At 56.5% G+C, this 3,939-nt stretch carries 3 protein-coding genes and 1 pseudogene; 3 read left to right on the top strand and 1 reads right to left on the bottom strand.

Annotated features, from left to right (window positions below; genetic code table 11):
* Positions 1–754: DUF1223 domain-containing protein (locus PROAA_RS14575; RefSeq protein WP_186412033.1), on the bottom strand; the 754-nt coding region annotated here is incomplete at its 3' end.
* A 645-nt stretch (positions 755–1,399) separates the two neighbouring features.
* On the opposite strand from PROAA_RS14575, the gene PROAA_RS14570 reads away from it, so the two are divergent.
* The 3 genes and pseudogenes from PROAA_RS14570 to PROAA_RS14560 all read left to right on the top strand — a co-directional run.
* Positions 1,400–2,611 (top strand): STAS domain-containing protein, encoded by a 1,212-nt coding sequence (locus PROAA_RS14570; protein WP_186412032.1) that lies wholly within the window; start codon positions 1,400–1,402, stop codon positions 2,609–2,611.
* A gap of 9 nt (positions 2,612–2,620) precedes the next feature.
* Positions 2,621–3,157: an ATP-dependent protease subunit HslV gene (gene hslV, locus PROAA_RS14565; RefSeq protein WP_186412031.1), complete on the top strand. Its 537-nt coding sequence runs from the start codon at positions 2,621–2,623 to the stop codon at positions 3,155–3,157.
* Positions 3,158–3,245: 88 nt separating this feature from the next.
* Positions 3,246–3,939 (top strand): annotated as a pseudogene (locus PROAA_RS14560) (AAA family ATPase); the annotation flags it as partial.

Below are 3,939 nucleotides of genomic sequence, written 5' to 3'. Positions count from 1 at the left end.
CCTTTGCATCCTGCACCAGAGCCGCCATACCAAGGTTCTCGCGTTTCCAGCCAGAGGGTAGTGTGACGGTTTGCTTCCACTCCGCCCGGCCTGTTTGCGCGTCCAGTGTTACCGGTGCAGACCAGAAGCGCACTACATTGTCGTGATTCAACCGGGAACCTCTGTTCTCACCAGCCCTGACTTCGGTGGACAGGTGTTTCTCATATAGAACAACCACTCCCTGCCCAGTTCGTCCCGTTCGTGCTTCGTCATCCAGCGCGAACCGTGCTTCAAGGTCGACTGAATCGCCGCCAGACGATTGCATTTGCACAGTGATTTGGGCACGAGCCGGTTGACGGTTAATGCTCTGAATACGGTTTTCAAAGCTTTGTCGGTTGCTCCAAGCGCGCAGTTCCTTCATCCCGGCAAAGACCTCAGGAGTGTAGATGGTTGCGCTTGAGGCCAACTGGCTCAGCCAGCGTTGCCGATCAGAAAACTGGGCCTGAGCGAAAGGGTCTTTCCAGCCAATGTAGTCCCAGTAGTCAACGTGCAAAGATAGCGCCAGAACTTGTTCGGCAGTGAATCGACGCGGCAGTTCCCCAAGCCAGCGATCAGCGGGCGGACAGCTGCTACACCCTTCGGAAGTGTAAAGCTCGACCAGCGCCACAGTATGTGCCGGGCTTTTTGCGCTGCAGCTCGCGGCAAGCGAAGCGGTCATCGGCAGGGCGAGGCTGAGCGCTACGGCAACTTTGGAAGCTATGGTCAGGTGCGACACAGGAATCTCCTGAATGAGTGTGTGCGGATTAGTCGTGCGAGTTGCGGAATACTTACAGCGAATCGTGTTCGCGCGGGTGTCGTGGAGAGACACGCATCGCTTCCATACAGCAGGTTTCTTTACCTAAAGTAGCGAAATCCGCCGTCGTCAGCGTCATTCCCGTGACCCGCGCCCAGATGCGACCGCAACCAGCCTCAAGCAGCATACTTGTGGTTACCGAAACTATGTAGTATCCGGGCCACGACTGTGCTTTAATCGGCAGACAAAGACTCCAATTGAACGCTTTGCTTACCTGATCCTACGGTAGAACTGTAGCCGAGCAGGTGCGTTGCACTGAACACTGGAGCGCATGGATATTGTGCCAACAACGCTGGGAGGATGCCGTGATCGTCGTGCCGACATTTCCTGGATACCTCCTTTGCCTGGCTTGCTCGGTGCGGGGGCTTCGTGTTTTTTCAGACGCCGATCAGTATCCTGCAGAACCGGCTCAGTTCTTGGGTTTGAGCCGGTGGGGCCGGGCCATCAGGCCTCAAATTGCAGTACGTCGGGTGATGTGTTAAAAGGCTCACTTGCTTCTACCGATTCAGATCGACCTCGTTGACCATGGTTTTCTCTTTCTTCAGTAAAAAAACGCAGGAAAAAAAGATGGTCGCCAGGCCGGCTGTCATCCCTCGTGCCAAAGAAGCGCCTGAAGTTGCTTTGCCGCCCGCTGAAGACAAGCTTGATTCTTCCGCTGGATCACCTCAGTCCGGCACGGTTCCCCCACCGGAAGCTGCCAGCGATGACTTGTCATCGCTCGATTTCGTCAAGTCTGATTTCAGTGAATTTGATTTCAGCGAAGTCTCTCCGGATTTCCAGATCGAACAAGATGTCGACCCTGTGGATGCCGAGGCCGAGGAAGCGGCGATCCTCTATGCCAATGGCCAGGACGAAGCGGCACGTTCAGTGCTGGAGAATGCTGTTCGCATCCATCACTTTGGTCCCGGAGAGCGTTTGTGGATGATGCTTTTCGACCTCTATAAGCTGACCGGTCAGAAGGCGGCCTTCGATGCGCTGGGAATCGACTACGCGCGGTCATTTGAAAAATCACCTCCAGCATGGCGCGACAAGTCCACGGGTCAGGCAAAGGTTAGCGAGGCGGTTGCCGGGAGTCTGCTATTCAAGGGCGATTTGACGGGGGAAAACGACGGCGCCTTTGAAGCAGTTCGCCAGTCGCTCGCAAAGAATGTCAGGCTCCGTCTCGATATGTCGAGAGTGAGTCAAATTGATGCAGTGGGCTGCGGTCTCCTGCTGACCTTGTTGCAGCAGGCAAGAAAGTCCCGGCGTGAAGTGGAATTGCTGGGCCGCGACGCACTGGCTGAAATGCTTGAACAGCGTATCGTGGCCGGGAGTGCAGAGGACAGCGAGTGCTGGCTGCTGCTTCTGGAGCTTTGTCAGTTGCAGGGGCGGAACGAGGCTTTCGAGGAGGTGGCAATCAACTATGCCGTGACTTTCGAGGTCTCTCCACCCTCCTGGGAATCCAGTCGGGTAGCCGCCCCCGAGCCGGCGAAACAAATGGCAGCTGACGTTCCTGGCGACGATGGCGTCCAGGACGCCTATGTGTTGCGTGGGGATGTCAAATCATCGCGTTTTGGGGATCTGACGGCGCATGCCGATTTGCATGATCCTGTACTCATTGATTGCGCGCCGCTCGTGCGCCTGGATTTCATCAGTGCCGGCGCGCTTCTTAATGTGCTGTCGACTATCCGGCAAACCGGCAAGCAGATCGTGTTTCGTCATCCGAATCATCTTATTGCCGAATTATTTCGCGTTATCGGATTGCGGACAGTCGCCGCCATCATTTTTGCAAAACACTAGGGTTTTTACATGGAGCAATACCACGGCACCACAATCCTGTCGGTGCGACGAGGCAAGCGGGTTGCCATGGGCGGTGACGGGCAGGTTACGCTCGGCAACATCGTCATTAAGGCGGGCGCACGCAAGGTCAGGCGGATTCACAAGGGTGATATCCTTGCCGGCTTTGCTGGCGGCACTGCCGATGCTTTCACGCTCTTTGAGCGTTTCGAGGCCAAGCTCGACAAACACCAGGGCAATCTAATGCGCTCAGCTGTCGAGCTTGCCAAGGACTGGCGCAGTGACCGGGCTTTGCGCCGGCTTGAGGCGATGCTGGCCGTCGCGGACCATGAAAATTCACTGGTGATCACCGGTAATGGCGATGTGCTGGAACCAGAGCAAGGCATAGTCGCCATAGGATCCGGCGGCGCGTTCGCTCAATCTGCGGCACGCGCCCTGATCGAAAACACCGAGCTTGATCCGGCCGAGATTATCCGCAAGTCGCTCGAAATCGCGGGCGACCTGTGTATCTACACCAATCACAAGTTAACCATCGAGACGCTTGACTGAGTATCGCCCACTCGCATTGGTTTGCCATAACGCATGGCCGACGAGCGCATGAGGGCCTCGAAGCCATGTCTGACATCGCAGGATTACCATGTCACAAATGACCCCGCAGGAAATTGTTCGAGAACTTGATAAGCATATCGTTGGCCAGGCAAAGGCCAAAAAGGCCGTCGCGATTGCACTGCGCAATCGTTGGCGGCGAGCGCAGGTGAATGAACCTTTGCGGCAGGAAATCACGCCGAAGAACATTCTGATGATCGGGCCGACCGGCGTCGGAAAGACGGAGATAGCGCGCCGACTGGCTCGGCTGGCCAATGCGCCGTTCATCAAGATCGAGGCCACCAAGTTCACCGAGGTCGGTTATGTCGGACGCGACGTTGAAACAATCATTCGCGACCTCGCCGAAATTGCCATAAAGAACGGCCGGGATATGGCCATGAGCGGTGTTCGTGAGCGCGCGGCGGATGCTGCCGAGGAGCGCATTCTGGATGCCTTGCTTCCTCCGGCGCGCGGAGAACATGGGCGGGGCTCGCAAGAAATCGAGAAAACTGAAGATCAGCGAAGTCGAGCAGAACGGTATCGTTTTTCTTGACGAGATCGACAAGATTACGTCGCGCAGCGACGCTCATGGCGCCGATGTCTCGCGACAGGGGGTGCAGCGCGATTTGCTGCCACTGGTTGAAGGGACGACGGTATCGACGAAATACGGCATGATCCGTACCGATCATGTGCTGTTCATTGCCAGCGGAGCATTTCATCTGGCCAAGCCCTCGGACCTGATACCG

Origin of the sequence: Candidatus Propionivibrio aalborgensis, assembly GCF_900089945.1 — a bacterium.
GTDB classification, from domain to species: domain Bacteria; phylum Pseudomonadota; class Gammaproteobacteria; order Burkholderiales; family Rhodocyclaceae; genus Propionivibrio; species Propionivibrio aalborgensis.
The sequence above is the reverse complement of the archived record's forward strand: the minus strand, read 5'-3'. Positions and strand labels throughout refer to the sequence as shown.